The 24,321-nt window shown below is 64.6% G+C and carries 24 protein-coding genes, 1 pseudogene and 1 riboswitch; of the genes and pseudogenes, 15 read left to right on the forward strand and 10 right to left on the reverse strand.

What is annotated here, in order from left to right; all coding sequences use genetic code 11:
- Positions 1-12: 12 nt before the first annotated feature.
- Positions 13-996, forward strand: coding sequence for a ParB N-terminal domain-containing protein (locus tag IVB50_RS05790; RefSeq protein ID WP_247294930.1), 984 nt, complete (start codon positions 13-15; stop codon positions 994-996).
- Positions 997-1,036: 40 nt separating this feature from the next.
- On the opposite strand, the gene IVB50_RS05795 is transcribed toward IVB50_RS05790, so the two are convergent.
- The 3 genes from IVB50_RS05795 to asd all read right to left on the reverse strand — a co-directional run bounded on the left by IVB50_RS05795 (position 1,037) and on the right by asd (position 4,069).
- Positions 1,037-2,245 carry a hypothetical protein gene (locus IVB50_RS05795; protein ID WP_247294932.1) on the reverse strand — a complete coding sequence of 403 codons (1,209 nt, stop codon included), beginning with the start codon at positions 2,243-2,245 and terminating at the stop codon, positions 1,037-1,039.
- 326 nt (positions 2,246-2,571) lie between these two features.
- Positions 2,572-3,138, reverse strand: coding sequence for an NUDIX hydrolase (locus IVB50_RS05800; protein WP_247294934.1), 567 nt, complete (start codon positions 3,136-3,138; stop codon positions 2,572-2,574).
- Positions 3,139-3,205: 67 nt separating this feature from the next.
- On the reverse strand, positions 3,206-4,069 hold the full coding sequence (asd, locus tag IVB50_RS05805) for an archaetidylserine decarboxylase (RefSeq protein ID WP_247294936.1): 864 nt from the start codon (positions 4,067-4,069) through the stop codon (positions 3,206-3,208).
- Between the two features lie 35 nt (positions 4,070-4,104).
- Here asd and IVB50_RS05810 point away from each other — a divergent pair, with 35 nt between their 5' ends.
- A complete protein-coding gene (locus IVB50_RS05810) occupies positions 4,105-5,769 on the forward strand; it encodes an aminotransferase class III-fold pyridoxal phosphate-dependent enzyme (protein WP_026232679.1) in 1,665 nt (554 codons plus the stop codon).
- A 221-nt stretch (positions 5,770-5,990) separates the two neighbouring features.
- Here IVB50_RS05810 and IVB50_RS05815 read toward each other — a convergent pair whose 3' ends face one another.
- The 3 genes and pseudogenes from IVB50_RS05815 to IVB50_RS05825 all read right to left on the reverse strand — a co-directional run bounded on the left by IVB50_RS05815 (position 5,991) and on the right by IVB50_RS05825 (position 8,548).
- Positions 5,991-6,650: a hypothetical protein gene (locus IVB50_RS05815; RefSeq protein WP_085349114.1), complete on the reverse strand. Its 660-nt coding sequence runs from the start codon at positions 6,648-6,650 to the stop codon at positions 5,991-5,993.
- Positions 6,651-6,774: 124 nt separating this feature from the next.
- A pseudogene (locus tag IVB50_RS05820) lies at positions 6,775-7,465 on the reverse strand (methyltransferase domain-containing protein).
- 30 nt (positions 7,466-7,495) lie between these two features.
- Positions 7,496-8,548 (reverse strand): glycosyltransferase family 1 protein, encoded by a 1,053-nt coding sequence (locus IVB50_RS05825; protein ID WP_247294938.1) that lies wholly within the window; start codon positions 8,546-8,548, stop codon positions 7,496-7,498.
- 273 nt (positions 8,549-8,821) lie between these two features.
- Here IVB50_RS05825 and IVB50_RS05830 point away from each other — a divergent pair, with 273 nt between their 5' ends.
- Complete coding sequence (locus tag IVB50_RS05830) at positions 8,822-9,529, forward strand: L,D-transpeptidase (protein WP_085385382.1); 708 nt, start codon at positions 8,822-8,824, stop codon at positions 9,527-9,529.
- A gap of 113 nt (positions 9,530-9,642) precedes the next feature.
- Positions 9,643-10,053 (forward strand): c-type cytochrome, encoded by a 411-nt coding sequence (locus IVB50_RS05835; protein WP_039799008.1) that lies wholly within the window; start codon positions 9,643-9,645, stop codon positions 10,051-10,053.
- Here IVB50_RS05835 and IVB50_RS05840 read toward each other — a convergent pair.
- Both IVB50_RS05840 and IVB50_RS05845 read right to left on the reverse strand, forming a co-directional pair.
- Positions 10,029-10,322: a hypothetical protein gene (locus IVB50_RS05840; protein ID WP_247294940.1), complete on the reverse strand. Its 294-nt coding sequence runs from the start codon at positions 10,320-10,322 to the stop codon at positions 10,029-10,031. The two genes, IVB50_RS05835 and IVB50_RS05840, sit on opposite strands and share 25 nt — an antisense overlap.
- A complete protein-coding gene (locus IVB50_RS05845) occupies positions 10,315-11,109 on the reverse strand; it encodes a DUF899 domain-containing protein (RefSeq protein ID WP_085385381.1) in 795 nt (264 codons plus the stop codon). The genes IVB50_RS05840 and IVB50_RS05845 overlap by 8 nt, the downstream gene beginning before the upstream one ends.
- 147 nt (positions 11,110-11,256) lie before the next feature.
- Here IVB50_RS05845 and IVB50_RS05850 point away from each other — a divergent pair, with 147 nt between their 5' ends.
- The 8 genes from IVB50_RS05850 to IVB50_RS05885 all read left to right on the forward strand — a co-directional run bounded on the left by IVB50_RS05850 (position 11,257) and on the right by IVB50_RS05885 (position 20,756).
- Complete coding sequence (locus IVB50_RS05850; RefSeq protein WP_085385380.1) at positions 11,257-12,477, forward strand: helix-turn-helix domain-containing protein; 1,221 nt, start codon at positions 11,257-11,259, stop codon at positions 12,475-12,477.
- A gap of 30 nt (positions 12,478-12,507) precedes the next feature.
- On the forward strand, positions 12,508-13,146 hold the full coding sequence (locus IVB50_RS05855; protein ID WP_085385379.1) for a PQQ-binding-like beta-propeller repeat protein: 639 nt from the start codon (positions 12,508-12,510) through the stop codon (positions 13,144-13,146).
- A gap of 137 nt (positions 13,147-13,283) precedes the next feature.
- Positions 13,284-14,852 (forward strand): DUF4403 family protein, encoded by a 1,569-nt coding sequence (locus IVB50_RS05860; RefSeq protein ID WP_085349121.1) that lies wholly within the window; start codon positions 13,284-13,286, stop codon positions 14,850-14,852.
- A 135-nt stretch (positions 14,853-14,987) separates the two neighbouring features.
- The gene (locus IVB50_RS05865; RefSeq protein WP_085385378.1) at positions 14,988-16,127 is read left to right on the forward strand and encodes an ABC transporter ATP-binding protein; all 1,140 of its coding nucleotides are present in this window, start codon (positions 14,988-14,990) and stop codon (positions 16,125-16,127) included.
- An 87-nt stretch (positions 16,128-16,214) separates the two neighbouring features.
- A complete protein-coding gene (locus IVB50_RS05870; protein ID WP_085385377.1) occupies positions 16,215-17,264 on the forward strand; it encodes an ABC transporter substrate-binding protein in 1,050 nt (349 codons plus the stop codon).
- Positions 17,265-17,297: 33 nt separating this feature from the next.
- Positions 17,298-18,560 (forward strand): ABC transporter permease, encoded by a 1,263-nt coding sequence (locus IVB50_RS05875; protein ID WP_247294943.1) that lies wholly within the window; start codon positions 17,298-17,300, stop codon positions 18,558-18,560.
- Complete coding sequence (locus IVB50_RS05880) at positions 18,557-19,387, forward strand: ABC transporter permease (RefSeq protein WP_018454162.1); 831 nt, start codon at positions 18,557-18,559, stop codon at positions 19,385-19,387. Before IVB50_RS05875 ends, IVB50_RS05880 begins: the two co-directional genes overlap by 4 nt.
- A gap of 157 nt (positions 19,388-19,544) precedes the next feature.
- Positions 19,545-20,756 carry an ABC transporter substrate-binding protein gene (locus IVB50_RS05885; RefSeq protein WP_018454161.1) on the forward strand — a complete coding sequence of 404 codons (1,212 nt, stop codon included), beginning with the start codon at positions 19,545-19,547 and terminating at the stop codon, positions 20,754-20,756.
- Positions 20,757-20,857: 101 nt separating this feature from the next.
- Here the strand turns inward: IVB50_RS05885 and IVB50_RS05890 are convergent, their stop codons facing one another.
- Complete coding sequence (locus tag IVB50_RS05890; protein WP_018454160.1) at positions 20,858-21,403, reverse strand: PRC-barrel domain-containing protein; 546 nt, start codon at positions 21,401-21,403, stop codon at positions 20,858-20,860.
- 372 nt (positions 21,404-21,775) lie between these two features.
- Complete coding sequence (locus IVB50_RS05895) at positions 21,776-21,991, reverse strand: hypothetical protein (RefSeq protein ID WP_018454159.1); 216 nt, start codon at positions 21,989-21,991, stop codon at positions 21,776-21,778.
- A 235-nt stretch (positions 21,992-22,226) separates the two neighbouring features.
- Between IVB50_RS05895 and IVB50_RS05900 the strand changes: the two genes are divergently transcribed.
- The 3 genes from IVB50_RS05900 to thiS all read left to right on the forward strand — a co-directional run bounded on the left by IVB50_RS05900 (position 22,227) and on the right by thiS (position 24,158).
- Positions 22,227-22,775 carry a lytic transglycosylase domain-containing protein gene (locus tag IVB50_RS05900; protein ID WP_247294945.1) on the forward strand — a complete coding sequence of 183 codons (549 nt, stop codon included), beginning with the start codon at positions 22,227-22,229 and terminating at the stop codon, positions 22,773-22,775.
- Positions 22,776-22,828: 53 nt separating this feature from the next.
- A riboswitch (TPP riboswitch) is annotated at positions 22,829-22,957 on the forward strand.
- The gene (locus IVB50_RS05905) at positions 22,945-23,970 is read left to right on the forward strand and encodes an FAD-dependent oxidoreductase (RefSeq protein ID WP_247294948.1); all 1,026 of its coding nucleotides are present in this window, start codon (positions 22,945-22,947) and stop codon (positions 23,968-23,970) included. Its footprint overlaps the riboswitch before it by 13 nt.
- Positions 23,961-24,158 (forward strand): sulfur carrier protein ThiS, encoded by a 198-nt coding sequence (gene thiS, locus IVB50_RS05910; protein ID WP_085349129.1) that lies wholly within the window; start codon positions 23,961-23,963, stop codon positions 24,156-24,158. Before IVB50_RS05905 ends, thiS begins: the two co-directional genes overlap by 10 nt.
- The last annotated feature ends 163 nt before the right edge of the window (positions 24,159-24,321 follow it).

Consider the following 24,321-nt stretch of genomic DNA (forward strand, 5'->3'; position numbering starts at 1 on the left):
GTGCACCAGCCTGTGATCAAGAGCACAACAACCATCGCGTTGTCGGGCATCGATGTCCCTGCGGAGCGCCTCCGGGCGCTTCGACAGGAGGCTGTCGACGTGCTGGCTGAGAGCATGAAGCGGAATGGTCTGATTCATCCCGTCACGCTCCGCAAGCGCGCCGGTCGCGGTTACTGGGTCGTCGCGGGCGCTCATCGGTTGGCGGCGGCCGAAAAGCTGGGCTGGCGCGAGATCGCCTGCGTCATCCTCGACAAGTATTCTGAAGACGAAGCGACGCTGATCGAGATCGACGAGAATCTGACACGCAGCGAGCTGTCGCCGGCCGAACGCGCGCGGCACATCAAACGCCGCAAGGCGATTTATGAGAAGGCCCATCCGGAGACGAAGAACGGCGCGACCGGCAAAGGCCGGGGCAAACAGCTTTCGCAAAATGAGGAAGCTAAGGAGCGCTTCACGGCTGATACCGCTCGGAAGACCGGCAAGTCAGAGGCTGCGGTGCAGCGCGATGCCACGCGTGCCAAGCGCGTCGAGGTTCTCTCCGAGATCATCAATACGAGCCTCGACAAAGGCGCGGAGCTGGATGCCCTGGCGAAGCTGCCGGGCGCAGAGCAGCGCGATCTGGCAGCGCGCGCGAAGGCTGGGGAGAAGGTTAGCGCGCGCAAGCCGCCGAAGATGGACAAGCTCGTCGAGCAGGCGCTTCGCCTCGTCGCACAGATGACCGCCGCAGAGCGCAAAATTTTCTTGAGCAAACTAGAGGCAGACACGAAGGCCCGTCATCGAGCCGTCGCCGCGCAGGCCGCCAAAGATCGACCCCGACGTGATCAAGCAGGCGGGCAACTTCCACGTCGAGTTGATGAACAACACCGAAGAATTCTGCGCGCGCATCAAGCAGTGGCACGCGGCAAACCAGATCGACGAAGAGTGCCATGGCTGTGTGGTGCAGGCGCTCGAAATGGCGTCAATGCGATTGCAGGAAACGGCTCAGGATATCGATGATCGCTGATAAGAATGGCACCAGCGGACTCCGCAACGCGATCTAGGAGGCTTTCACGACATCAGCGAGCTGGATGACGTTGTCCGGCTTCGTCCGGTCGATGAGCATCCCCCGGCGCGTCAGGTCGTCGGAAACATCATCAAGGTATCTCGCATAAGTGCGCTCGATCTCGGCAACGGAGGTATCGTGCCCGTAGGCAACCATGCGCAGCGGGGCGTTGGCGCGGATTTGCCGGATGATCGAGCTGTGCCGCAACGTGTACGGCGTCAGCGTCGGATCGAGATCGAGCCGTTCCAGCACGACGCGGAACCGCGCGGCCATATTCCAAATGCGATCGAACAGCGGTTGCTTGGCGCCGCGCGCCTCAGCCCGCTTGCGCAGCATCGCAGCCAAAGCGGGTGTGATCGCGACCTGCCGCTGTTCGGGGTCGCGGTCCTTGCCCTTGTTGGAGCACCACAGCATCAGGCGCGGCTTCTCGGCGTCTTCGTCACGAATATCATGAGGCCACAGCTTGAGCGCTTGGCTCTCGCGCGTGCCGGTCACCGCCAGCACTTCGATCAGGGCGCCGAAGTCGGCATCTTCCACATCGCATTCGCGGACGACATCGAGGATGTCGGAGTCCGGCAGATAGTAGTTGTCACGCGGCGGGTTGCTGCCGCCCTTGGCTTTCAGCGGCTTCAGGCCGGTCTTCCATGCGGCGCTATTGCTGATCCGCCTGTCGCGCTTGGCCGCCAACGCCAACGCGGCCTTGAACGACTTGCCGGTGCGGTTGGCGCTCGACAGCTTCAGCCCCTTGGTGACCAGCCCGTTCCGCCAGTTCAACAGCTCGATCTCGGTGAGCAGCATCACCACCTTGGACAGCATCGCGGGGGACAGGTGGTTGCGAACCGAGGTGGCATTGTAGATCGCGCCGCCACGAATCTTGAGATCGGTCTCGTAGGCGGTGAGCGCTTCATCGACCGTCACCGGCTTGTCGCTGTCGCCCTCGCTGCCACGGACCATTGCCAGCGCGCGCTTCTGCGCCTGCCAGTAGCTCATCACGCTGCCGTTGTTCGCAGTCTCGTAGTCGTCAGCGATGGCGAAGCGCTTCAACCAACCCGCTTCAACGCTCCACGTGCCGGGGCCTTCGTTGCGGCGATAACAGAGGAAGATTCCGGGCGCGACCAGGACCTTGTACGGCTTCTTTTTGATCGGCAGCTTGAGGCGGTTGGTTCGGTTTTTCAGGTTGTTGGAATAGACGCTGCGCGCCATGATCCTGCCCTCGGTGACCCTCAAAGTGTCCCTAAACTGGCACTGTGGCCTAATGTGGCTCGGTGAGGCTCAGTGAGGTAGACTTCAGGAAATACAGCGGGTTATGCTTGGGCAGTGGTATACGATGCGGCTCGGTGAGGGTCAACTATTCCCCTTGTGGGAGAAGGTGGCGCGAAGCGCCGGATGAGGGGTTCTATCGGCGAAAACTCATCGACAGCTTCACGCGTGGAGAGAGACCCCTCACCCGCCTCGCCGCTTCGCGGCGAGCCACCCTCTCCCACAAGGGGCGAGGGTGCACCGTCAACGCGGGGCGAGGTGAAGAAAACTCACGCCTCTCCGCGTAGCCAGGCTTTCATCTTCTGCAACAGGCCGTGCCGCAACTCGCCCACCGAGGCTGCTTCAGCCGGTGTCAGTGTCTGCAAAGCCGCATCGACATCGTCGGTCGCCAGCGGTGGCGGCTCGGGCGCAGGCGAAGATGCAAGCCCCGCCGCCGCGAGCGCGATCGGGCCAACCTGGGTCAGGAACACGCGCTCATACTCGCGCGACAGGCGCGCGAGCGCGTCTTCCAGGGGCAGCCAGTCGACCGCCTTGATGTCGTTCATCAGCTTGCGGACGGGACCGCCCCCGGCCTCCATGCGCCAGAAATGCACGACCTTGGAGCGGCCACCTGACTGATAGACGAGCGTACCCAAAAATTCGTGGATGGCGACGTCGTGGCCGGTCTCTTCCCGCACTTCGCGATGCGCAGCTTGCTTCGGCGTCTCGCCGTCGTCGAGCTTGCCCTTGGGCAAAACCCATTCGTTGCGCTTGCGCTGGCGCACGACGGCAATCAGCGGCGACGCACCTCGCTGCAGCACAATACCACCCGCCGCCATGACCGGCGCCCGTGCCATCACCCAATCCGTCGTCGTAGAAACGTCCCCACCGACGATATAAGCGGCCGCCGCGGCGGATTGAAGGCTAGTTTTTTCTCAGCAACGCTTGACCTGCGCGAATGCGCGTGCCTTCGGCGATGCCGTCGCAGAAGGTGAAATCGCCGGGCGCGAGAATGATGATGGTCGAGCCGTGCTCGAACCAGCCGAGCTCCTCGCCCTTGCTCACGTTGACGTCGCAGGGAAAATTGACCGGCCCCCTGGCCTGCGCATTCAGCACCATGTCGAGGAAGTGCAGGCGGATGCTTGCCACCAGGATCGCGGCGACCGGCACCAGCGTCACGGCCTCGCCAGTTGATAGATGCGTGCGGATCACCGCGCGCTCGTTCTTGCAGAACAGGCGCTCGACGCGCTTCAGCGCGATCGGGTTGACGTTCCAGACATCGCCATGGATCAGCGTGACGCGCTCGATATGTGCGTCATAAGGCGCGTGGAAGCGGTGATACATGCTTGAGGTCAGCCGCAGCGTGACGAAGGACCCGTTGCGGTGCTGGTCGACCAGCACGGAATCGCCGAGCAAATCGAGCAGCGAGTACGGCGCGCCCTTGACCTGGAACAGCTCGGTATCGGCGATCCGGCCATGGGCGCCGACGATGCCGTCGGACGGACTCGCGACAATGGACGGGTCCGGATCAAAGGGCCGCAGGCCCGGCTTGAGCTCCCGGGTGAAGCAGTCGTGCAGGCTCCGGAAATGGGTTTTGCGTGCCTCCGACAGATCGAGGTCGGAGAACAGCTTCCACAGCGCGATGGAGCCGTCCCGCACCAGCGGGTTCTCGATCTTGGAGAACCAGCCCATGAACCGGGTCAACGCGGCGCGCGGGATGCGGTTGGTCAACAGGAAGTTGAGGTCTTCCTGCTGGGTGAAAGAGGCGATGAGGGCTTTGACTGTCATGAATCTGTCAGCTCGCAGTATTAGCGCTTGTTGTCATGGAAACGACACTCCCGATTCTTTCTTTGTCCGTGGCCGCCGCAGCGTCTGCTGCCGCCGCCTTCCCGAAGATCAAGGCGCGGATCGAATTGTCCCGCGCCAAGCACCGCTCGCTCGCCGGACACTCCAAGATGTCGCGCCGGGTGGCAAAGCTGCTTCCGTTCTACGAATTCGAAGGCGATGCCTACTTTGCCTGCGACGGCGCGCCGGCGAACATCGCAGGCCTGCGCAGGGACGGCTTCTTCCGCCTCGCAAGCCTTTACGCCGAGCGCTACCCCAAGGGCCGCGCGATGACGAAGGAAGCGGCGGAAAAGATCTCCGACCTGCACTTCACCGAGACCTACCGCGTGCCTTTCCAGTTCTCGCGTCTCGTTCGCGAGCATTTGGGCACCTCGACCTTCGTGGAGTCCTCGCGCGGCGTCACCGTCACGGATGTCGACGGCAACACCTCCTACGACCTCACGGGGTCCTACGGTGTCAACATCTTCGGCAACGACTTCTACAAGGAGTGCATCGAAGGCTCCGAGAAGCGGGCGCACGCGCTCGGACCGGTACTCGGACCCTACCATCCCGTCATCCTCGAGAACGTGGCGCGGCTGTGCCAGATCTCGGGCCTCGACGAAGTGTCCTTCCATATGTCCGGCACCGAGGCCGTGATGCAGGCAGTGCGGCTCGCGCGCTACCACACCAGGCGCACGCATCTGGTCCGTTTCGCCGGCGCCTATCACGGCTGGTGGGGCGACGTGCAGCCCGGCGTCGGCAATCCGATTCCCGCGCACGAGACTTACACCCTCGCCGAGATGTCGGAGAAGACGCTGCACGTGCTGCGCACGCGCAAGGACATCGCCTGCGTGCTGGTCAATCCACTGCAGGGCCTGCATCCGAACGGCAACGCGCCCGGCGATTCCTCGCTGGTCGATTCCTCCCGGGGCGGTAATTTCGACCGCGCGGCCTACACCGAATGGCTCAAGCAGCTGCGCGAGGTCTGCACTGAGCGCGACATCGTGCTGATCTTCGACGAGGTCTTCGTCGGCTTCCGTCTCGCTGCCGGCGGCGCCCAGGAATACTTTGGCGTCAAGGCCGACATGGTGACCTACGGCAAGAGCCTCGCCGGCGGCCTGCCGGTCGGCGTGGTCTGCGGCAAACGCGAGCTGATGCGCCGCTTCCGCGACGACCGCCCCGCCGACGTCTGCTTCGCCCGCGGCACCTTCAACTCGCACCCCTACGTCATGACGGCGATGGACGAGTTTCTGAGCCGGCTCGCCAGCCCGAATTTCCGCGCCGTCTATGACGGACTGGACGAGACCTGGAACGGCCGCGCGCAAAAGCTCAACCAAATGATGAGCGATGCCGACCTGCCGGTGCGGTTCGCAAACTTCTCGTCGATCTGGACGGTGAAATACACCACGCCGTCCCGCTACAACTGGATGCTGCAATATTACCTGCGCGCTGAAGGCCTGTCCTTGAGCTGGGTCGGCACCGGCAGGCTGATCTTCAGCCTGAACTACACCGACGCCGATTTCACCGAGGTCGCCGAGCGTTTCGTCCGCGCGGCCGAGAAGATGAAGGCCGACGGCTTCTGGTGGCACGATGGCGTCCTCACCAACAAGACCATCAAGCGGCAGATCCTGAAAGAGATGCTGGCCAAGCGCTTCGGGCGCTGAGGCTGGTTCCTCCAACGGCGTCATGGCCGGGCACAGCCGTCCGAAGGACGGCGTCGCTTCCGCTCGCCTATGCCCGGCCAGCCACGCGTCTCCGCGCGAGACCTCCAAGACGTGGATGCCCGGGCCTTCGCCTCGCCGAAGCGGCTTCGGCCGCGCAGGCGGGACGAGCCCGGGCATGACGCAACCATCAGACATCGGAGGCCTTGGTGAGAACGGCGCGCTCAGGCGTGCTGCTCTTCGAGCGTGGGCTCACCGATGAGGCCCAGCGTGTGCTCGGGCTTGAGATGCAGGCCGGGATCCATCAGCTCGCCACGCATCAGCGCCAGCGGCGCGTTGCGGTAGAGCATCAAATCGTGGAAGGGGTCGGTCAGGATCTTCGTCATCCAGACGAGACCGGTCTCGACGTCGCGGATGAAGAACAGGTGCACCGTGCGGAACATGAGACCGCCGCCGCCGACGACGAGCCAGATCTTGGCCACTTGCCGCATGAAGTCGGTCGCGCCCGCCCAAGGCGTGAACAGTCCGAACAGAGTCGGATCGACCAACAGCACCACCGGCGACAGCGCCCAGATCGACATCAGCACCACCTTGCGCCGAAGGTTGTAGCCGACCTTGATCTCTTCCTTGTGCTCGTGCGTCGCCTGGTTGATCTGGTCGTAGCCATGCGGCTCGAAGAAGAAGTGGCCGGCCTGGCGCGAGGTCATCGAGACCAGCCAGCCCACCAGCGCGGAGACCATGGGGTCGACGAACAGCCAGACATAGGCGAACAGGAAGCTCAGCGCGCTGACAAAGTGCAGGCTCTGATTGATGCGGCTGTGGTGATAGTAGCGATGGTCGTCCCAGCGCTGGATCCGCAGCTGCTCGAGATAGTTCTTGATCATGCTCTCCCCCAAATGCTTTCGGGTTCAGGATTTACAGGGATTCGATGTAGGCCGTGTGACATCATCATTTTGTCATGTGACGATGCGCAGCGGCGCGATGACGCACGGGTTACGTGAGCTTGGATCAAGCCGCCTTGGCGACGTCGATCTTGCGGAATCGCACCAGCGAGAAATGACCGAGCGGCGGGATCAGGCGGCGCTCGGCGAGCTCGATGCCGTCGGCACCGGCCAGCCATTTGGCATAACGCGACCAGGCGAACTCGGCGGTGCGGAAACCGAGCGGACGTACCACCGGCTGCAGCTTCTGCTCGATGAAGCGGCGCATGCCGGTATCGGCGCTGACGCGGGTGAGGATGATCAGCTCCCCGCCCGGGCGCAGCACGCGGGCGAATTCGTCAAGCGCAACTTCCGGATTCGGCACGGCGGTGACGACGTATTGCGCCATCACGACGTCGAAGGAGTTGTCGGGGAATTCGAGCTTCTCGGCATCCATCACCGCGAGGCCTTCGACGTTCTCTAGGCCGCCCTCGACGACGCGCTGGCGCGCCTTGTCGAGCATCCGCCTCCGAGATGTCGGTGCCGAAGATGCGCAGATGCGGCGCGTAGAGCGGCAGCGAGATGCCGGTGCCGACGCCGACCTCGAGCACCCGGCCGCCGATCTTGTTGGTGGCCGCGATCGCGGCCTGCCGGCCTTTTGCGAACACGCCTCCGAACACGAGGTCGTAGACCGGTGCCCAACGATCATAGGCCTGCTCGACCGTGCCACGGGTGAGGTCGAGCTGCTGGGTGCCGTCAAGGTTCATGATCTTAGCCATCGATGAGGTTCTCGCTGTGGTCGAACGGGATCAGCCGCGCACCGGCCGCCGCGCCATGCGAGGCGAGGCGCGCAAGACGCGGCTGGGCTGAAGTGAAGTGAGGTTGCCGACGAATTGGCGCGCGCTGTTTTCCCAGGAGCGCTCCAGCGCGAAGTTGCGGCAGGTCTCGCGCGACATGGTCAGTGCGCGCAGGCACGCTTCGCGCAAATCGTGGTCGATCGCGCCGATCGGATGATCTGCGATGACGTCCTTCGGTCCCGTCACCGGAAACGCCGCAACCGGCGTGCCGCAGGCGAGCGCTTCGAGCTGCACCACGCCGAACGTGTCGGTCAGGCTCGGAAACACGAACACGTCAGCGGCGGCGAGGTGCGCGGTGAGGTCAGCGCCCTTCTTCTCGCCGAGGAAGACCACGTCGGGAAATTTCTTTTCAAGGCCGGCCTTCTGCGGACCGTCGCCGATGACGACCTTGGTGCCGGGCAGGTCGAGCGAGAGGAAAGCCTCGAGGTTCTTCTCCACCGCCACGCGGCCCATCGTCATGAAGATCGGCCCGGGCAGATCGAGCTTGGCTGGAGAGTCCGGATGAAACAGCTCGGTGTTCACGCCGCGGGTCCAGAAGCCGAGCCGCTTGAAACCGCGCTCGGACAGCTCCTGCCGCAGCGAGGGCGTCGCGACCATCGTCATGGCGGCGGCATCGTGGAAGTGGCGCAGCACGGCGTAGCCGACGCTCGCGGGGATGCCGGTTCGCACCGAGACGTATTCGGGAAAGCGCGTGGTGTAGGAGGTGGTGAAGGCGAGCCGGTTGCGACGGCAATAAGCCCGCGCCGCCCAGCCGATCGGCCCTTCGGTCGCGATGTGCAGCGCCTCCGGCGCCGCCCTCTCGATCCGCCGCCCAATCTCCCTGCCGCTCGGCAGCGCAATGCGCAGCCCCGGATAGGTCGGCAACGGCCATGACCGAAAGCCGTCCGGCGTCAGGAAGTCGATCTCGACATCCAATGCCTTGGCCGCGCCAGCCAGCGAGGTCAGCGTCCGCACCACACCGTTGACCTGCGGATGCCAGGCGTCAGTCGCGATTAATACCCGCATGGGGAAATCCCGAGATTTTTATGATTCTCGGCTTAGGACCATCAACCACGGATATTTCAGGCGTGTGACGTCATGGAAGTGTCGGCCCGCTGTTTTGTTCGTTAACGGGTCCGCGCAGCCACGAAACCGTCATGAAACAATCCTTTCCGCCATGAAACCGTTTTCGGTTTTCCGCGCAAACGTCCCGAAACTTCTTGCCGTTAGTGATCTAGGCAACAGAGCACCGCAACGGTGCCGGGTGACCAAGAAACACCGCGCAAACAGGGGCGACCGATGATCAATCTGGAGACGTTGAAGACTTATTCGCGCGCCGTTGCGTTTGGCGCAGTGGCTGTCACCGCGATCGCGTTCGCCGGCCCGGCCAAGGCCGCGCCTGTGCAGCTCTTCCCCTTCTTCCAGCCGCTGCCGCCGATCGCAGCGCCGCAGCCGTACCAGCCTTATCAAGCGACGCCCTATCGGGCCGCGCCGTCCGAGGAGCAGGACGCGGTCGAAACGCCGGCCCGCTTCCGCCGCCAGACCGTCTCCTATGCGACGCGTGAGGCGCCGGGCACCATCATCATCGATACGCCCAACACCTATCTCTATCTCGTGCTCGGCAATGGCCAGGCGATGCGCTACGGCATCGGCGTCGGCCGCGACGGTTTCACCTGGTCCGGCACCCAGTCGGTGACCAAGAAGGCGGAGTGGCCGGATTGGACCCCGCCGCCGGAGATGATCGCCCGCCAACCCTATCTGCCGCGCCACATGGCCGGCGGTCCCGGCAATCCGCTCGGCGCCCGCGCCATGTATCTCGGCGGCACCATCTACCGCATCCACGGCACCAACGCACCCGACACCATCGGCAAGCACGTCTCCTCCGGCTGCATCCGCCTGACCAATGACGATGTCGCGGACCTGTACTCCCGCGTCAACGTCGGCACCAAGGTGATCGTGCTGCCGATGACGGAGCGCCGCGCAGAACTCGGAGCCGCAACGCGGTAAGCGACAGGACATTGTGACGCAAGCGGCCCCGGAACCCACCGGGGCCGTTTTCGTTGGCCCTCTGCATACCGATGCGCGCGCGTGCTGCGGCGCGATCCCCGATGGAGGCGCGAATGCAATCACGTCCGCAAACGCCGCAAGGCAAATGCCTGCGCGCGATCGCTGCCGCCGTGGCACTGCTGCTGACCGTGCCCACCTCGCGCGCACAGCAGCCGGGGAGCGACGATGCAGCCCAGCAAGCCTTCAACAATTCCTGCCGCACCTGCCACTCGGTGAAAGAGGGCGACAATCGTCTGGGCCCCAACCTCAACAAAATCGTCGGACGCAAGGCCGGCGCGCTGCCGAACTACAACTATTCTTCGTCGATGAAGGAAGCCGGCTTCGTCTGGGACCAGGACAAACTCACCCGCTTCATGCTCAAGCCGGACGAGGTCGTCTCCGGCAACAAGATGCAGCCCTATGGCGGCGTCTCGGCGGAGGAAGCGGGCAAGATCGTTGCCTATTTGCAGGCGGCTTCGCAGTAGGGCCACCGGCCCCGCCGATCTGCGATCAGCCTCAGCCACGCCGCCGAATGAAACGCGCTCATCAGCAGATACATCGGCACCATCCCGCCGAGCATCGCCCCATGTCCGGAGCCACACAGCATGTCCGCCGGGCCATCAAGCATGGCCGTCAGTACGGCCATGATCGCGAAGGTCGGCGTCGCCGCCAGCCCCAACCATCTGGCGAGGTGGCGCGCAGCCACCGCACCGTTGCGGCTCGCGCCGGCCATTGCGCTGACGGGACTAGTCACGTCCTTCAGCCGCCTCCTCGCGAAAAGCCTTCTCGCCCGCGGTCGAGATCTCGACCCATCTCTTGTCGGGCGCCGCACCTTCGGTGTAGCTGTCGTGCCAGTTCCACCATTTGTAGGTCGGCGTCTGCGGATAGCCTTTCGGCGAATCCTCCCAGACCTCCTGCCGTCCCAGCGGCGTGATGTCGAGGTAATTCCAGGTGCCGCCCATCTGCTCGTCGCCCCGGCTCTTGACGAAATAGGTGCGGAAGATCCGGTCGCCGTCGCGGAAGAACACGTTGGTCCCGTGCCACTCGTCGACGCCGAAATCCGCATCGAAACTGTCGGTGACGGTGACCCATGGCATGGTCCAGCCCATCCGCTGCTTCAGCCTGCTGATATCGGCCTGCGGTGCGCGCGAGGCGAACACCAGCGTGGTGTCGCGGGCATTGAGGTGCGCGACATGCGCGACCTGGTCGGCCACCATGGAGCAGCCGCGGCAGGCATGATCCGGCCAGCCGAACACGCCCGGCTCGAAGAACGCACGGTAGACGATCAGCTGCCGCCGGCCCTGGAACAGGTCGTGCAGACTGACCTTGCCGCCCGGCCCCTCGAACGCATAGGTTTTGGTCACTTCCATCCACGGCATGCGCCGGCGCTCGGCCGCCAGGGCATCGCGGGCACGGGTATGCGCCTTTTCCTTCACGAGCAGTTGCTGACGGGCGGCCTCCCAGTCCTGCGGCGACACCACCGGCGGTGTTTGCATGGCGGCTTGTCCGTTATTTCCTGCGTTGTCAGCTGATGTCATCATGGCTCTCCAACTTTTCCCGGGCGGCCGTTCCGTATCTCGCTATGCAAGATGCGGAACCGCTCGCCCCTCGCCGCACATTGTCGGCCGTCAACGATCTCTCGCACCGGACGGTTGCGTGGTGGGAGTAACAAGTGTGGCGGGATTTGAATGGAGTCGCTGATCACGGCCGCGGCGCGCGCGCTCCAAGCCGGCGATCCGCTCGGCGCGCTGAACCGCGTTGCGCTGCGCAACGATGCACCTTCGCTGGCGCTGCGCGGCATCGCGATGGCGCAACTCGGCGATCTCGCCAAGGCGAAGACGCTGCTGCGCAGCGCCGCACGTGCCTTCGGCCCGAGAGAGGCGGTCGCGCGGGCAAGATGCGTCGTCGCGGAGGCCGAGATCGCACTCGTCTCGCGCGACCTGAATTGGCCGGCCAACACGCTCGTGGCCGCGCGGGCGACGCTCGCAAGCCACGGTGACCTCGCCAACGCGGCCCATGCGGGTCACATCGAGGCGCGCCGACTTCTCCTTCTCGGGCGCCTTGACGAGGCCGAACGCACGCTGGCCGACATCAAGTCCACGCCGCTGCCCCCGGCTGCGCAGGTCGGCCGCGAACTCGTGATTGCCGGCATCGCGATCCGGCGGCTCAGAACGAAAGACGCGCGCGCGGCGCTCGGGCGCGCGGCGAGCGCAGCACGACAGGCCGGCATTCCCGCGCTTGCGGCCGAGGTCGAAGGCACGAGCCGCGTGCTCGACACGCCCGCAGCGCGCTTGATCACGCGCGGGCACGAACGGCCGCTACTGCTCGAGGAGGTCGAGGACCTCGTGACATCGGAGGCGCTCGTGGTGGACACGTTCCATCACGCGGTTCGCAGGCGAGGCATCCTCGTGCCGCTCGGAACGCGGCCGGTGCTGTTCGCACTCGCGCGCATCCTGGCGCAGGCCTGGCCGGCCGATGTCTCGCGGGAAGGGTTGATCACGGGAGCGTTTCAGGCAAGGCACGTCGATGAATCGCATCGCGCCCGGCTGCGCGTCGAAATCGGGCGGCTCCGCACCAAGCTCAAGCCTCTGGCCGACGTCAGCGCGACCAGGCAAGGTTTTGCGCTGACGCCGCGCAACACGCGGCAGGTTCTCGTCCTCGCACGGCCCGTCGAGGAGAAGCACGCCAATGTGCTCGCCTTCCTCTCTGATGGCGAGCCCTGGTCGAGTTCGGCGCTCGCGCTGGCGCTGGGAACGAGCGCGCGCACCGTGCAACGGGCCCTCGAAGAGCTGGCGCGATCGAACAAGGTGCAGTCCTTCGGACACGGACGGGCGCGGCGCTGGATGACGCCGCCCGTGCCGGGTTTCCCGACAGGCTTGTTACTCCCCGGACCGCTCATGAAGACGTAAAGTGGGATTCACACCGCAGGGACCGAGCAGATGAAACGTTCAGCCGCCGAGATCGTCAGGGAATACGGGCCCTATGCAGGCGTCGAAGCCGTGCACGGCGTCACCTATGACGGCAGCCTTATGTGGTTCGCATCCGGCGACAGATTGAACGCGGTCGACCCGGCCGATGGCAAGATCACCCGCTCCATCGATGTCGCCGCGCATGCGGGAACGGCGTTCGACGGCCGCCACCTGTTCCAGATCGCCGAGGACCGCATCCAGAAGATCGACGCTGTGACCGGCAAGGTGCTCGCCACCATCCCGGCACCCGGCGGCGGCGGCGATTCCGGACTGGCCTGGGCCGAGGGCTCGCTCTGGGTCGGACAGTATCGGGAGCGCAAGATCCATCAGGTCGATCCCCAGACGGGAAAAATTCTCCGCACCATCGAAAGCAAGCGCTTCGTCACCGGCGTGACCTGGGTCGACGGCGAGCTCTGGCACGGCACCTGGGAAGGCGAGGACAGCGACATCAGGCGGATCGACCCCGAGACGGGCAAGGTGCTGGAGCAGCTCGACCTGCCCGCCGGGACGATGGTGTCAGGATTGGAGTCCGATGGCGGCGACCGTTTCTTCTGCGGTGGCGGAGATCGCGGCAATGTGAGGGCGGTGCGCCGTCCGAAGCGCGGCTAGGTACGCGAGGACGAATGCGCGGCAACGGTGCGTTCGCGGCCGTTAATATGTTTGCCCCAATTCCACCCCATCGGTGGGCTCTAGCGCCCTCCTTGCCTGCCCTGTAGACTTCTGCCCCGGGGCGGCCTGGGGGATTGATGCGACTGACGCTGAACTTGAAAACTGTCCTGATCGCCGTCGCGGTGCTCGCGGCGTCGTTTTTCATCAGCCTGAAGGCGATGGACTGGCTGTCGCCGCGGGCGACGAATTCCGCGCCGCCGGTCGCGCAATTGCCGCCGCTGCCGCCGGTCTCGAAGAGCTCGATCGTGGTGGCGCCGGTCGCCATCGCGCTGTCGGCGATCCGCGAGCAGGCCGAGAAGGCCGCTCCGCGCAATTTCGCCGGCAAGGCCGAGAACCCGATCTCGCAAATCCTGGAGAACGCCGACATCGGCTGGTCGGCGGTACGCGGACCGATGGCGACTGCCGGCGACAAGGACGTGCTGACGATCTCGACGCCGCTCACGGGCAAGCTGAACGTGACGGGCTCGCTGTCGTCGAAAGCCACCGGCGCGCTCGGCGAGGCGCTCGGCAGCGTGCTCGGCGGCAATGCCGCGAAACAGATCGGCGCGGTCAACATCAAGAATTTGAACGCCAGCGCCGAGATCAAGGGCAACGTCGTCGTTACCTCGCGGCCGAAGCTCGCCGCCAACTGGCATCTCGAGCCCAATCTCGGCGCCCAGGTCAATCTTGGCGATACCAACCTCAACATTTCGGGCGCCAAGGTCAACGTGCCTGCCCAGGTGAAGCCGCTGATCGACAAGACCGTCGGCGAACAGATCAACGCCGTCTCCGAACGCATGCGCAACGATCCGACCTTGCGGGACAACGCGAAGCTGCAATGGGCCAAGGCCTGCCGCTCGATCCCGCTGCAAGGCTCGGGGTCTTCCGCCGCGCTGCCGCCGCTTTGGCTCGAGATGAAGCCGACCCGCGCCATCGCGGCACAGCCGCGCGTCGACGCACAGAACGTGACGCTGCTGCTTGGCCTCGAGCTCGAGACGCGCGTGATCTCGACGCCGACCAAGCCCGACTGCCCGTTCCCCGACAAGATCTCGATCGTGCCGCCGACCGGCACCGGTGTGAACATTGGCGTGCCGATCGACGTGCCCTTCACCGAGATCAACAAGCTCATCGCGGCGCAGATGGTCGGCCACACCTATCCCGAGGACGGCTCCGGCCCGGTCGATGTCACCGTCAAGAGCGTCAACGTGATCCCGTCGGGCGAGCGCCTCCTGATCTCGCTGCTGGTGCGCGCCAAGGAGAAGAAGAGCTGGCTTGGTCTCGGCGCCGAAGCGACCGTGCACATCTGGGGCCGGCCGATGCTCGACCAGGCGCAGCAGACGCTGCGGCTCGCCGACATCCAGCTCGCCGTGGAATCCGAGGCGGCCTTCGGCCTGCTGGGTGCCGCGGCGCGCGCGGTGGTGCCGCAGATGCAGCAGGCGCTGGTGCAGAAAGCGACGGTCGATCTGAAGCCGATTGCCGCCAACGCACGCGAGAAGATCGCCGCCGCGATCGCCGACTATCAGAAGAACGAGGATGGCATCAAGGTCGAAGCGAAGATCGACAGCCTGAGCCTCGCCGACATCGCCTTCGACTCCAAGACGCTGCGCGTGATCGCGGAAGCCGGGGGCTCGCTGAATGTATCCGTGACGAAGCTGTCGGGGATGTAGCGCGCCCCTTTTCCCGACGGGTCCGTGCGCGCAGTCGCTTGCGCCGCTGGCAATCTGGTCGGACGATGCTAAGCTGTTCCTCGCACCCCGGGGACGGGGTGCTGACAGCACTGTGGCTGACAACGCGAGGACGACATGGAAGCCGGCATGGTTACGCCTGCGCCGGCGCTGGTGCGCTTTTCCGGCATTCAGAAGACCTATGATGGCGAGCACCTCGTGGTGAAAAACCTCGATCTCGACATCAGGAAGGGCGAGTTCGTCACCCTGCTTGGTCCGTCGGGCTCGGGCAAGACGACCACCCTGATGATGCTGGCGGGTTTCGAGGTTCCGACCCATGGCGAGATCTTCCTCGCGGACCGACCGATCAAGAACGTGCCGGCACACAAGCGCGACATCGGCATGGTGTTCCAGAATTATGCCCTGTTTCCGCACCTGACGATTGCGGAGAATATCGCCTTCCCGCTCTCCGTTCGCAACACGAACAAGGCCGAAGCGCAGGATCGTGTCAAAGCGGCATTGCGCATGATCAAGATGGAAACTCTGGCGCAGCGGCGGCCCGGGCAGCTGTCCGGCGGTCAACAGCAGCGCGTGGCGCTGGCCCGCGCGCTGGTTTTCAATCCGCAACTCGTGCTGATGGACGAGCCGCTGGGCGCCCTAGACAAGCGCCTGCGGGAGCAGATGCAACTGGAGATCAAGCAGCTGCACGAGACCATGGGCATCACCGTCGTCTATGTCACCCACGATCAAAGTGAAGCGCTCACCATGTCGGACCGCATCGCCGTGTTCAACGATGGCATCGTGCAGCAGATCGACAGGCCCGACGCGCTGTATGAGCATCCGGTGAACAGCTTCGTCGCCCATTTCATCGGCGAGAACAACGTGCTGTCCGGCACCGTCGAGACGGTCGAGAAACAATATTGCCGCGTTGTGCTGGCGGGCGGCGGCGCCGTGACCGCACGAGCGGTCAACGTATCAGGCGCGGGCGCATCGACCTCGCTGTCGGTGCGGCCGGAGCGGATCGCCATCATCCCGGATGGCATCTCCAGCGACGAACCGAACCGACTGCCGGCCAAGGTGCAGAACACCATCTACCTCGGCGACCACGCGCTGGCCGTGCTCGACGTCGCCGACAACAAGGAGTTCATGGTCAAGCTTCAGCCGGGGACACATGACAGCCTGAGAGCTGGCAGCCTTACAGCTGGCAGCCTGAGACCTGGCGATGACGTGTTCATCACCTTCCGCCCGGAGGACTGCCTGGCCCTCGATCCCGTCTGATCCGACCATGCAGCATCGCTCCAAGGTGGGCGGACCTGGACCAACCAAGCTCAACGCAAGTCACGTGAAGAAGAAGGAACAAAGACCATGCTGAAGCGCAAGATTATTCTGGGTTTGGCCGCGGCATTCACCGCCAGCGCGACGCTGGCCACGGTCGCGCAGGCGCGTGACCTCACCGTTGTGTCGTGGGGCGGCGCCTATCAGGATGCCCAGAAGAAGGTCTATTTCGAGCCGTTCAAGAAAGCGACCGGTGTTCCCTTGAATGACGAGTCCTGGGACGGCGGCGTCGGCGTGTTGCGCGCCAAGGTGCAGGGTGGTGCCGCCACCTGGGACGTCGTCCAGGTCGAGAGCGACGAGCTGGCGGTTGGCTGCGAGGAAGGCCTGTTCGAAAAGCTCGACTATTCGAAGATCGGCGGCGAGGCCGCCTATATCCCACCGTCGGTCAATCCTTGCGGCGTCGGCGCCATCCTCTACGATTTCGTTCTCGGCTACGACAAGGACAAGCTCAAGGAGGCCCCGAAGGGCTGGGCCGACTTCTTCGACACCAAGAAGATCCCGGGCAAGCGTGCCCTGCGTCAGGGGCCGAAGACCACGCTGGAGATCGCCCTCATGGCCGACGGCGTCGCGCCAAAGGACGTCTACAAGGTGCTGGCGACCGACGAGGGCGTCGAGCGCGCGTTCAAGAAGCTGGACACCATCAAGGGCGACATCGTCTGGTGGAAGGCCGGCGCTCAGCCGCCGCAATTGCTCGCCTCCGGCGAGGTGGCAATGACCTCGGTCTACAATGGCCGCATCGACACCGCGAACAAGAACGAGAAGAAGAATTTTGGCATGGTCTGGGACGGAGCGCTCTTCACCCTCGACACTTGGGTGATCCTGAAAGGCAGCCCGAACAAGGACGCGGCCTACAAGTTCCTGGACTTCGTCGGCAAGGCTGAGAACCAGTCGAAACTGTCGGAGAACATTGCTTATGGCACCTCGAACAAGGACGCAGCCGCCCTGCTCGCGCCTGCTGTTCTGAAGGACCTGCCGACAGCGCCTGACAACATCAAGAATGCGGTGGAGATCAATGTTGCCTTTTGGCTCGAGAACATCGACCGCCTGACCGAGCGCTTCAACAAATGGGCCGCGAAATAGCGTCCCCACAAAGCTCGACCCAAGGTTAGACCAATGACGGATGCGCTCTTGACCGGCGCCCATGGCCCGACCGAGGTGCCGCTCAAGCGCCGATTGCGGCGGGCGGAGCGAGCACGCCAGGTCAAAGCATTGGCGCTGGTTCTGCCGCTTCTCGTCTTCCTGCTCTTCACCTTCGCTGGGCCCATCGCCGGCATGCTGTGGCGTGCCGTCGATGACCGCGAGGTGCGTCTGGTTCTGCCTCAGACCATCGCGGCTCTCGCCAGTTGGGACGGCAGGGATCTGCCGGACGAAAAGGCCTACGCGGCGCTGGCGGGCGACATCATGGCGGCGCGCGATTCCGGCACCATTGCGATTGCGGCCAAGCGGCTCAACTACGCACTGAACGGCTTCCGCACGATCCTGACCAGCACCGCACGCAATCTGAAGACTGCGCCCGAGCCCGGCACGGCGAGGGAGACGCTGGGCAAGATCAACCCGGCCTGGCGCGAACGCGCCACCTGGACCACGATCAAGGACGCCAGTGGCCCCGTGACCGGCTTCTATCTTTTGTCGGCGCTCGATCTGACGCGGAACGTGGACGGCGCGATTGTCGCAGCTCCGCCCGATCAGGCCATCTACCGCGACGTTTTCGTCCGCACCTTCCTCATCAGCCTCAGTGTCACGGTGCTGTGCCTGATCCTTGGCTTCCCGGTCGCCTACCTGCTGGCGGCGCTGCCGCCCGGCCGGTCGAATTTGCTGATGATCTTCGTCCTGCTGCCGTTCTGGACGTCGCTTCTGGTCCGCACCTGCGCCTGGATCGTTCTGTTGCAGGGCAAAGGCGTCGTGAACGACAGCCTGCTCTGGCTTGGCATCATCGACGAGCCATTGCGCCTGATCTACAACCGCTTTGGTGTCTGCGTGGCCATGACCCACGTTCTCCTGCCGTTCATGATCCTGCCGCTGTACAGCAGCATGAAGGCGATCTCGCCTGCTTACATGCGTGCCGCCGCCTCGCTCGGCGCGCCGCCGCTCACCGCCTTCCTGCGGATCTACCTGCCTCAGACGCTGCCCGGCATCGGCGCGGGAAGCCTGCTCGTCTTCATCCTGGCGCTCGGCTATTACATCACGCCAGCACTCGTCGGGGGCGCCGCCGATCAGATGATCAGCTACTTCATCGCGCTCTACACGACCGAGACGGCCAATTGGGGCCTTGCTTCGGCACTGGGTGCGGTGCTGCTGCTCGCCACTATTCTGCTCGCGCTCGTCTACGGAAAGCTGGTGCAGGGACAGCAGGTCACGGGAGGGATGAAGAATTGAGCGACAATTCCTCCATCCGCACGCCGAGCCAGCGCATTGCGTGGACCGCGACCATCGTGATCTCCACGCTGGTGTTCATCTTCCTGATTGCGCCGATCCTTGCGATCATGCCGCTGTCGTTCAGCTCGGGCTCGTACCTCACCTATCCGCTGCCGGGCCTCTCGCTGCGCTGGTACGACGACTTCATCAATTCGCCGCGCTGGATGAATTCGCTGAAGAACAGCATGATCATCGGTGTCGCCTCGACCCTGCTGTCGATGGTGCTCGGCACGCTGGCGGCGTTAGGGCTGGCGCAGTGGAAGAGCCGGTTCAAGCCGCTCGTGCTGGCCTTCGTGCTGTCGCCGGTCGTCGTGCCCGGGGTCATCACCGCGGTCGGTCTCTATTTCTTCTTCGCGCCGATCGGATTGACCGGCAGCTATCTCGGCTTGATCCTGGCCCACACCGCGCTGGCGACGCCCTTCGTCGTCATCACGGTCGGCGCGACGCTGCAGAGCTTCGACACCAATCTGGCCCGCGCTGCCGCCTCGCTCGGTGCCTCGCCGCTTGACGCCTTCCGCCGCGTGATCCTGCCGCTGATCCTGCCCGGCGTGGCATCGGGGGCCCTGTTCGCCTTCGCGACCAGCTTCGATGAGGTGGTGATCGTGCTGTTCATGGCAGGTCCCGAGCAGCGCACCCTGCCGCGCGAGATGTTCAGCGGCATCCGCGAGAACATCAGCCCGACCATCACGGCGGCAGCGGTGATCCTGACGACGGTCTCGGTCATCCTGCTCGCCACCCTGGAAGGCCTGCGCCGGCGCAACGAACGGCTCAAGGGCAGCAGCGCGTGAGCTTCTTCCTTCTCCCGGGGAGAGGGTGAAAACACTGCCGCGCCCTGCTTATTTCTCAACCCTCCTCGCGCATTCTCGGGCTTTGCTCCGGGGACAGATTGTCGTTAGAACGGTCCCCGCAACAAAACCCAAACAACAACGCTGAGGGAGAAACAAAATGCAAAAGCTCATCGCCGCGATCGCGGCCGGTCTCGCGCTCGCCGCCACGTCAGGCGCCGCCCAGGCGCAGATTTCCGACGACGTCGTCAAGATCGGCGTGCTCACGGACATGTCGAGCCTCTATGCGGACGCGACCGGCAAGGGCTCGCTCGCCGCCGTGGAGATGGCGGTCGCCGATTACGGTGCCAAAGTCGCGGGCAAGCCCGTGCAGGTGGTCTCCGCCGATCACCAGAACAAGCCCGACGTCGGCGTCAACATCGCCCGCAACTGGTACGACAACGACAAGGTCGACGCGATCTTCGACGTGCCGACCTCGTCGGTGGCGCTGCCGATCTCGGCGTTGACGCGCGAGAAGAACAAGATCCACATCAATTCCGGCGGCGGCTCATCCGATATCACGGGCGTCGCCTGCTCGCCCAACACGGTGCACTGGACCTACGACACCTATGCGCTGTCGAACGTCGCCGGCAAGGCGATGGTCAAGCGCGGCGAGGACACCTGGTTCTTCGTCACCGCCGACTACGCCTTCGGCATGGCGCTGCAGCGCGACGCCGCCAACGTCGTCAAGGAGAGCGGCGGCAAGGTGCTCGGCGAGGTCCGCCATCCGCTCAACTCGTCGGACTTCTCCTCCTTCCTGCTCCAGGCCCAGGCCTCCAAGGCCAAGGTGGTCGCACTGGCCAATGCCGGCGGCGACACCACCAATGCGCTGAAACAGGCGGCCGAGTTCGGCCTGACGGAGGGCGGCCAGAAGATGATCGCCTTGCTCATGGAGATCACCGACGTTCATTCGCTCGGCATCAAGTCGACGCAAGGCCTGATCATCACCGACGCGTTCTACTGGGACACCAACGAGGAGACGCGCGCCTTCTCCAAGCGCTTCAACGAGAAGGTCGGTCACATGCCGACCATGATCCAGGCGGGGCTCTATTCCGCGACCATGCATTACCTGAAGGCGATCGACGCCATCAAGACCGACGAGGCACCGAAGGTGATGGAGCAGATGCGCAAGACACCGGTCAACGACTTCTTCGCCAAGAACGGCAAGATCCGCATCGACGGCCGCATGGTCCACGACATGTATCTGTTCGAGGTCAAGAAGCCCGAGGACTCCAAGGGCGAGTGGGACCTCTACAAGCTGATCGCCACCGTGCCCGGCGACGAGGCCTTCCGTCCGCTCGACAAGGGCGGCTGCCCGCTGGTGACGCACTGAAGTTCTTCTCCCTCTTCCCGCTTGCGGGGAGAGGTTGGGAAGAGCACGACAGCGCGCCCGGCAAAAACCGGGCGCGCTTCGTTTAGCCGTTCAGAGCCGCGTTACTCCGAGTATTTGAACTCGGGCATGTTCTTCAGCTCGTCCTTGCTCGCATTGAACACGGCGTGGTCCGGATACCATTTCGACGCGGACGTGGCCGTCGTTGTCGTCGCGGGCTTGTTGTCGGTGCCGGTCGCGGCACCCGTCGTGGTAGTCGCCGCGGGCCGGTTGGCTGCGCTGTTCGGGTTGTTCCCGGCAGCGCCGGTGTAGGCAACCGCCTCGTTGACGAATTTCAGCTTCTCAAAGGGCACCGCAACCAGATGCTCGCCCAGGCCGAGGAAGCCGCCGACGCCGATCACAGCGATCTTGATGTTACCGCTCTTGTCCATCAGCAGATCGTTGATCGAGCCGATGTTCTCATTGGCGTCGTTATAGACCTTGATGCCGTCCATCTTGGACGTACGCCACTGTCCCGACGCGGTCGTGGTGGTCGTCGTCGCCGCGGCAGCCGGCGCCTTGTCGGTGGTGGCGGTCGGATTTTGCGCGAACGCAACGGTTGCGAGCAGTGCGGTACCGGCAAGACCGGCCGCGATCGATTTCATCAACATATTGTCCTCTCCTTCAGCAGAAAACTTGTGCGGAGAAAACAGCTCGGATCAGTCCCAGTTCCGCGCGTGCTGCAATTTCGTCGCGTGCTGCGCGAGCATCTGGGCTGCGTTCAATTGTTCCTAAGTCACTCAGGAACATTTCGCAGCGCACGATTTCGTGGATAAATTCATGCGGCGCGCGCGATCGCGATCGCCCACGGCGGCGAGCTGTCGCTGCACGACCCGGAGCCGCATGGGCCGATCGTGCGGATGCAATTGCCGGTACGGCAGCAGCCGCAGCTTGCGGCTTAAGCCATGATCCGGACCCGAAGGGTCGCGCCAGCGCAAAGTGTGCAGCGGTTTTCCGAAAAGATCAGGCCCGAAGACTAAACCTCAGGCCGCAAGCGGCGGGTGCGCGACGGCTCCCTCATCAAAAATCGCAACCGCCTCGAAGCGATAATTGCAAGCACGGCATGTCCAAAGATAGGAGATGCGTCCGTCGCCCGCCTCGATCCAATCAGGTTGGGGGATCGGCGCGCCGCATTGCGCACAGGGATTTTGCCTGGGAATGTCGCCGATGTGTGCCTTCACCACGTTTGCTTTTGTCATGGCACCTCTCCCGATTTGCGCCGCTCTCTTACTCGCTTTCGGGCCCGCACGCGAATAGACAGGCCCGCTGTCGCGAATGACGGCTTCGTCTGCATGACAAGCCCTACGCCGGCCTTGCGTCCGAATGACGGCTCTGCGCTGCAAAAACGTAATCGGAGGCGTTTCGCCACATCATCGCCGCGTTCGCGGGGCCTAACGCGAGCGGGCGCAGGTGAGCGGTGCCGAGGAACATTTGATGAAAATTTTACATGTCGCCGCGCTGCTCGCGGCCGGACTGACGTTGCCACAGGCCGCATTCGCGGGCCAAGCGGAGTACGCCGAGATGGTCGCGGCCCATGCCCGCGCCAACGGCGTGCCGGAGGCGCTGGTGCATCGCGTCATCATGCGCGAAAGCCGCTATCAGCCCGGCCTGGTCGGCCATGGCGGCACCATCGGGCTGATGCAGATCAAGCTCGCGACCGCGCGCGGGGTCGGCTACACCGGCGACGCCGCCGGCCTGCGCGATCCCAATACCAACCTCACCTATGCCGTGAAATATCTCGCCGGCGCCTATCACGCCGCCAATGGCGATCACGCCCGCGCCGTGCGTTATTTCGCCGGCGGCTATTACTACGCCGCAAAGCGGCAGCGGCAGGAGGCCGTGCAGGTCGCCAATACGAGCGAGGCCAATATGGGCGCCCCTTGGCTCGAGCCGAACGGCAATCCGCAGCCGATATTCGGCGCCGCGCCGCACAGGAAGCTCGCCCAGCGCGTCCGCAACGCCCGGGCGCAGGCGCCCAGGTAAGCGCGGTTCCCGCCCAAGCGCGTTGACCACCCTGCCCTGCTGGCATACATTAGAGCCGTTCCGAGGGGTGCTCCGAGGAGGAGCTGAGATACCGCTAAATGGGCAAATCCGCCCAGGACCGCGGTGACCCTTTGAACCTGATCCGGGTCATGCCGGCGAAGGGACAGGGATGTTGCAGACGACCAAGCGACCGGATTCCCCGGTATCCATCATCGGCGCAGGCATCGCAGGCGCCTGGCAGGCCTTGCTGTTCGCGCAGGCCGGCCACGCCGTCACCTTGCACGAGCGCGGTGACGCCGACATGACCGATGCCACCAGCCATTGGGCCGGCGGCATGCTCGCGCCCTATTGCGAGGCGGAAGTTTCCGAACCGATCATCTCCAGGCTCGGCCTGCGCTCGCTCGACATCTGGCGGCGCGAGCTGCCCGACACGCCCTTCAACGGCTCGCTGGTCGTCGCCCACCCGCGCGAGCGCAGCGACTTCGAGCGTTTTGCCCGGATGACCGAGGGCCATCGCCGGCTCGATGCCGCCGGCCTTGCCGAGCTCGAGCCCTCGCTCGAAGGCCGCTTCCGCGACGCGCTGTTCTTTCCGACCGAGGGCCATGTCGAGCCGCGCCGCGTGCTCCCGAAACTGCACGAGCGCATCCGCGCCGCCGGCGGCACCATCAAGTTCGAAAGCGACGTCGCCGCGGCCGAACTCGCAAAACTTGATCCTGAAGGCATCGTGATCGACTGCCGCGGCCTTGCTGCGCGCGACGAGCAGCCCGGCTTGCGCGGCGTCAAGGGCGAGATGATCCTGATCGAGACCAGCGAGGTGCAGCTTGCGCGGCCGGTGCGGCTGATCCATCCGCGCTGGCCGCTCTATGTGATCCCGCGCGAGGACAATCTGTTCATGCTCGGCGCGACCTCGATCGAGGCCGAGGACACCGGCGTCAGCGTCCGCTCGGCGCTGGAGCTGTTGGGCGCGGCCTATGCCGTGCATCCCGCCTTCGGCGAGGCCCGCATCGTCGAATTCGGCTCCGGCCTGCGCCCCGCTTTTCCCGACAATCTGCCGCGCATCGGCATTCGCGGCAACACGATCAGCGTGAACGGCCTCTACCGTCACGGCTTCCTGATCGCCCCGGCGCTGGCCGAGCTGACGCTTGGCTTTGTCGAGCGCGGCCAGATCGACAATGAGGTGATGCAATGCGCGTGATCGTGAACGGCGAGCAGCGCGAGGTGAATTCGGCCAGCGTCGACGCGCTGCTCAGCGAGCTCGACTACGAGGGCACCCATTTCGCGATCGCGCTCAACTACGACGTCGTGCCGAAGAGCCGCTGGGCCGAGACGGCGCTGAAGCCCGGCGACGAGATCGAGATCATCACGCCGCGGCAGGGAGGGTGATGATGATGGCGCGCTCGCCGAACACTCAGCTGTCATCGCCCGGCTTGACCGGGCGATCCAGTACGCCGCGGCGTCTCGGTTCTAACCGCACCGCCTCTGGAATACTGGATCCCCGCCCCCCGTGCGCAATTTGCGCACTAGGCGGGGATGACAGTGTCATTTG

The organism is Bradyrhizobium sp. 87 (genome assembly GCF_023073015.1).
GTDB lineage: Bacteria > Pseudomonadota > Alphaproteobacteria > Rhizobiales > Xanthobacteraceae > Bradyrhizobium > Bradyrhizobium canariense_D.

What these genes read in the sequence shown, in the direction of transcription:
- IVB50_RS05795 (WP_247294932.1), bottom strand. Translation starts at nt 2,245, where the DNA reads ATGGCGCGCAGCGTCTATTCCAACAACCTGAAAAACCGAACCAACCGC.
- IVB50_RS05800 (WP_247294934.1), bottom strand. Translation starts at nt 3,138, where the DNA reads ATGGCACGGGCGCCGGTCATGGCGGCGGGTGGTATTGTGCTGCAGCGA.
- asd (WP_247294936.1), bottom strand. Translation starts at nt 4,069, where the DNA reads ATGACAGTCAAAGCCCTCATCGCCTCTTTCACCCAGCAGGAAGACCTC.
- IVB50_RS05810 (WP_026232679.1), top strand. Translation starts at nt 4,105, where the DNA reads ATGGAAACGACACTCCCGATTCTTTCTTTGTCCGTGGCCGCCGCAGCG.
- IVB50_RS05815 (WP_085349114.1), bottom strand. Translation starts at nt 6,650, where the DNA reads ATGATCAAGAACTATCTCGAGCAGCTGCGGATCCAGCGCTGGGACGAC.
- IVB50_RS05825 (WP_247294938.1), bottom strand. Translation starts at nt 8,548, where the DNA reads ATGCGGGTATTAATCGCGACTGACGCCTGGCATCCGCAGGTCAACGGT.
- IVB50_RS05830 (WP_085385382.1), top strand. Translation starts at nt 8,822, where the DNA reads ATGATCAATCTGGAGACGTTGAAGACTTATTCGCGCGCCGTTGCGTTT.
- IVB50_RS05835 (WP_039799008.1), top strand. Translation starts at nt 9,643, where the DNA reads ATGCAATCACGTCCGCAAACGCCGCAAGGCAAATGCCTGCGCGCGATC.
- IVB50_RS05845 (WP_085385381.1), bottom strand. Translation starts at nt 11,109, where the DNA reads ATGATGACATCAGCTGACAACGCAGGAAATAACGGACAAGCCGCCATG.
- IVB50_RS05850 (WP_085385380.1), top strand. Translation starts at nt 11,257, where the DNA reads ATGGAGTCGCTGATCACGGCCGCGGCGCGCGCGCTCCAAGCCGGCGAT.
- IVB50_RS05855 (WP_085385379.1), top strand. Translation starts at nt 12,508, where the DNA reads ATGAAACGTTCAGCCGCCGAGATCGTCAGGGAATACGGGCCCTATGCA.
- IVB50_RS05860 (WP_085349121.1), top strand. Translation starts at nt 13,284, where the DNA reads ATGCGACTGACGCTGAACTTGAAAACTGTCCTGATCGCCGTCGCGGTG.
- IVB50_RS05865 (WP_085385378.1), top strand. Translation starts at nt 14,988, where the DNA reads ATGGAAGCCGGCATGGTTACGCCTGCGCCGGCGCTGGTGCGCTTTTCC.
- IVB50_RS05870 (WP_085385377.1), top strand. Translation starts at nt 16,215, where the DNA reads ATGCTGAAGCGCAAGATTATTCTGGGTTTGGCCGCGGCATTCACCGCC.
- IVB50_RS05875 (WP_247294943.1), top strand. Translation starts at nt 17,298, where the DNA reads ATGACGGATGCGCTCTTGACCGGCGCCCATGGCCCGACCGAGGTGCCG.
- IVB50_RS05885 (WP_018454161.1), top strand. Translation starts at nt 19,545, where the DNA reads ATGCAAAAGCTCATCGCCGCGATCGCGGCCGGTCTCGCGCTCGCCGCC.
- IVB50_RS05890 (WP_018454160.1), bottom strand. Translation starts at nt 21,403, where the DNA reads ATGTTGATGAAATCGATCGCGGCCGGTCTTGCCGGTACCGCACTGCTC.
- IVB50_RS05895 (WP_018454159.1), bottom strand. Translation starts at nt 21,991, where the DNA reads ATGACAAAAGCAAACGTGGTGAAGGCACACATCGGCGACATTCCCAGG.
- IVB50_RS05900 (WP_247294945.1), top strand. Translation starts at nt 22,227, where the DNA reads ATGAAAATTTTACATGTCGCCGCGCTGCTCGCGGCCGGACTGACGTTG.
- IVB50_RS05905 (WP_247294948.1), top strand. Translation starts at nt 22,945, where the DNA reads ATGTTGCAGACGACCAAGCGACCGGATTCCCCGGTATCCATCATCGGC.
- thiS (WP_085349129.1), top strand. Translation starts at nt 23,961, where the DNA reads ATGCGCGTGATCGTGAACGGCGAGCAGCGCGAGGTGAATTCGGCCAGC.